The 3871-nt window shown below is 65.3% G+C and carries 3 protein-coding genes; all 3 read right to left on the reverse strand.

Annotation, left to right across the window (positions count from 1 at the left end):
• Positions 1 to 141 precede the first annotated feature (141 nt).
• The 3 genes from AC1VAN_RS14435 to AC1VAN_RS14445 are packed head-to-tail and all read right to left on the reverse strand — an operon-like array spanning position 142 to position 3756.
• Positions 142 to 1539, reverse strand: coding sequence for a c-type cytochrome (locus AC1VAN_RS14435; RefSeq protein WP_442251092.1), 1398 nt, complete (start codon positions 1537 to 1539; stop codon positions 142 to 144).
• Positions 1536 to 3176, reverse strand: coding sequence for a GMC family oxidoreductase (locus AC1VAN_RS14440; protein WP_480986049.1), 1641 nt, complete (start codon positions 3174 to 3176; stop codon positions 1536 to 1538). Before AC1VAN_RS14440 ends, AC1VAN_RS14435 begins: the two co-directional genes overlap by 4 nt.
• A 46-nt stretch (positions 3177 to 3222) precedes the next feature.
• Positions 3223 to 3756 carry a sugar dehydrogenase complex small subunit gene (locus AC1VAN_RS14445; RefSeq protein ID WP_442251091.1) on the reverse strand — a complete coding sequence of 178 codons (534 nt, stop codon included), beginning with the start codon at positions 3754 to 3756 and terminating at the stop codon, positions 3223 to 3225.
• Positions 3757 to 3871 lie beyond the last annotated feature (115 nt).

The raw sequence follows: 3871 nt of genomic DNA on the forward strand, positions 1-3871 counted from the left end.
GCGCTGCCCAATCCGCGCTCAGCGGTGTCTGCGCGACGCTGTCGACCGATTTGGGCTTGGCGGAGGCACTTGATTCAGCAGCCGACACCGACCCGTTGACGACGAAGGCAAGCAGCCCGATGCCGGTCAAGGATACGAAATTCATGCGGCCGCCCTCCGCGCCTTTCGGGTCTTCCAGGCGCGTCGCACCAGCAGCACGATGCCTACCAACGCCAGCACGGCAAGGATGAGCATCGGCAGCCACAAGCGTGCAATCTTCGCCAGAAGTGGCTTCTCGCCGCCGGCACGGGTCAGCGCAACCTGCGCCTCGGTGACCTGCTCGCCCGGCCCGAACTGCGTGCGCACGTAGGTCGCAACCGCTGCGATATCGGCGTCACTCAGGTCCTGTACGAACGAGCCTTTCGAGAAGTGCGGCATCAACGCGTGTTCGCCGTGCACATCGCGGTCAACGCCGCCGATGATGGTGGCGATCAGGTTCTGCGGGCGGGTCATGCCGACGGTAGTGTTGTGCACCAGGGAGGGGTAGTACCGGTCCCTGCTGCCCTCGCCACGCGAACCGTGGCAGCTTGCACACAGGCCCGAATACAGCACACCGCCCGAGGCCAATGCAGCACTCGTTCCACGTACCGGCTGCTCACCCGGCGCCATGGCGGCGTCTCCCCACGCGAAGGCGGCCCGCGTGGCATCAGGGTCGGCCACGGCCGGCACCGTGCGCAGGTAGGCGACGATGGCGGCAATGTCCTCGTCCTGCAGCTTGGACAGGCTGTTGCTCACCGCTTCGGCCATGCCACCGCCGGCCTGCGCCTTACCGGCGACGCGGCCGGTCTTCAGGTACTGCGCCAGCTCGGCATCGCTCCAAGCCCCGATACCGCTGGTGGGGTGGGAGGTGATGTTGGGGGCGTACCAGTCACCCAGCGATCCGCCGGCGAAGGCCTTGCCGTCCACCTCCTGCATCATCAGCCCGCGCGGACTGTGGCAGCTGGAGCAGTGCGCCAGACCCTCCACCAGATAGGCGCCGCGATTCCACTGCGCGCTCCTGCCCGCATCGGGGGTGAACGTTTCCTTGTCCAGGAACAGCAGGTTCCACACCGCCATGGACTGGCGGATGCTGAAGGGGAACGGCAGCTCGGTCGCGTGAGCTTCCTCATCGACCGGCACCACCTCCTTCATGAAGTAGGTATACAGCGCGTGGATGTCCTCGTCGGTCAGCTTGGCATATGAGGTATAGGGCATCGCCGGATACAGATGGGCGCCGTCCTTGCGCACGCCTTCGCGTACCGCCTTGGCGAAATCGTCTTCGCTGTAGAGGCCGATGCCATGGCTTCTGGAGGGCGTGATGTTGCTTGCCCATATCTCACCCAGCGGCGAGGCAATCGCGTAGCCGCCTGCGTAGGGCTTGCCCTGCTTGGGGCTGGTGTGGCATGCCACGCAGTCCGCAGCGACCGAGAGGTAGCGCCCACGTTCGGCAACCTCGTCTGCGCGCGCGGATTGGCTGGCTGCAGCCAGCATCATCAGCAGAAGCGAGCAGAAGGTCTTCATGCGGCACGCTCGATGGCATCTGCTGCCTTCAGCGCAAGCGCGGCCATGGTCAAGGTGCTGTTGACCACGCTGGCCGACACCATCGGGCCGCCGCCCGGGAGCCACAGGTTGGGATGATCGTGTGCGCGGCAATCGCCATCGACCACCGAATCGCGCGGATCCGCGCCCATGATGGTCGAGCCCATGATGTGGTTGTTGGCGTTGAGCGCCGTGGTGATGACGAATTCCTCGGCGTTGAACAGCGAGCCGATGTGACGCAACTGCTTGCAGGACTCGTCATAGCCCTTGCGGGCGTAGTCGCCCAGCGAGTAGTGGATATCCGGGCAGGCCAGGCCGTGGCCATCCACTCGCGTCTTGGACAGCGTCAGGCGATTGCTGGGATCCGGCAAGGGTTCCAGGCTGATCGACAGATCCACGCCGAAGACCGCACGGCGGCGGATCTCCGCATCCAGCGCGTCGCCGACCAGGCCTTTCTTCAGCGCCTGGTCGGTGGCGATCGCCACCCGGCTGATGTTGTTGAGGATGATCTTGGTGGCCGAGTACTGCGAGCGGAAGGCGCCGTCGCGCGGGCCAACCATGCAGCTGGACTGCGCCGGTCCACGGCCCAGCCAGATCGGCCTGTCGGCAATGAACGAGCAGTGGAAACCGGAATGGTCGAGCATGTTGCGCCCGACCTGGTCGGAACTGTTGGCGATGCCGTTCGGGTTCTGCTCATTGGCGGCGAGCAGCAGCAGACGCGGCGTCTCCAGTGCATTGCACGCAATCACGAAACTACGGCCGGTGGCCTTGTGGCTGACCTTGTTGTTGTCATACCAATGGATGGCCGTGACCCGGTTCTGCGCGTCGGTATCGATCTTGTAGGCCACTGCTTCGGCCAGCACCTGCGCACCCAGTTTCTCGGCCGCTTCGATGGTATGGATGCCGTTGTACATCGCGCCGATCGGGCAGATCGGCTGGCAGTTGTTGTTGCCGCAGCAGGCGGGCCGGTCGTTCCAGGGCGTGACCATGCGACCCTGCGGAATGGGCACCAGGTTGTAGCCGTGCGGATTGACCACCTCGGCGAACACCTTGTCACCGTTGCCCCAGGGAATCATGTCGGCGAGGTAGGGCCTGGATCGCTCGGAGGGGCTCTGCTTGTCCGGATCATTCGGCCCGGAGACGCCCATCGCCTCCTCGGCGCGGCAGTAATAAGGCTCGATGTCGTCGTAGCTGATCGGCCAGTCGCGCCCCACCCCGYAGGTACTCTGCATCCTGAAGTCCACCGGCAGGTGGCGCCAGCACGAGGCGGCCCAGTGCCAGGTGGTGCCACCCACGGCCTTGATGAAGCCCTGATGGAAGCTGCTGGCGTCGGGGCCGGTCAGGCCCACGTAGTCATTGGCCGGGAAGTACAGCGGCGCGGTGGCAAGCGGTGACTGTGGATACGGCCCCTGGAAATCACTGCCGATGCGCCGTTCGAAGCTGACGTTGCGCCAGTTCTCGACCACGTCGGAACGATGCAGGCGGGGGCCCGCCTCCAGCACAAGAACCGATTTTCCGGCACGAACCAACTGGTGGGCGATCAATGCGCCGACGACGCCCGAACCGACGATCACAACATCGGCATCGGCGTCGCCATCACGGAAAACCGGAGCTTTCATGAGGGGAATCCATAACAATTACGGGAAAAGAGCTGGAAGCGCAGGCTCAGCCGTGCGCGCGTACCGCCGCCGGCGGTTCGGCCGTCCACCATGCGGGACCGCCTTGTGCATAGGTGGGCGGGAACAGGCCGTCGTCCACCGGGCGCTGCATCAGCGCATCGCGATAGGAAACGGTGATGGCCTGCGGCCCCTTGCCTACGCTGCCGGTGTACCAGGCAGTGATGATGGCCAGCGCTGTCGGCCGTGCATCGCCAGCGGCCGCCAGCAGCGCTTCAGGGCCCTGCACCTGTTGCGCCTTCGCCGCGAGTGCGGGGAACTGGGCGTGCATGTCGGGATGCAGCTTGGCGAAGGCGGTTTCGATGCGCCCGGCGGTTGCCGGATCAAGGTCGGACTTGCCGGTCAGTGCCTGGGAGAGTTGCAGAAAGCGGCCGTCCGTCCGTTTCGCTGGCGTGGCACCGGCATGGGTTGCTGGCGCCTTGCCGTTGCAGGCAACCAGCAGCGAAGCGGAGCCAACGGCCAGCAGGAAGGTTCTGCGCGTCAGGCCTTGCCCACTCCCTTCCAATCCCTCGGGAACACTCATGATGTGGACTCCTGATGCGTCACTTCTTCGGCTGCCCCTGACCGCGACGCGGGGGGCACCTACGCGGGCAACTTTAACGCACCTGAACGTCGTCGCGGAGTGAGCAGGAAGAGCC

The sequence above is a fragment of the Stenotrophomonas sp. 05L44_2 genome, assembly GCF_056665995.1.

Coding starts and splice junctions, on each gene's coding strand:
- AC1VAN_RS14445 (WP_442251091.1), bottom strand. CDS start 3,756: ATGAGTGTTCCCGAGGGATTGGAAGGGAGTGGGCAAGGCCTGACGCGC.
- AC1VAN_RS14435 (WP_442251092.1), bottom strand. CDS start 1,539: ATGAAGACCTTCTGCTCGCTTCTGCTGATGATGCTGGCTGCAGCCAGC.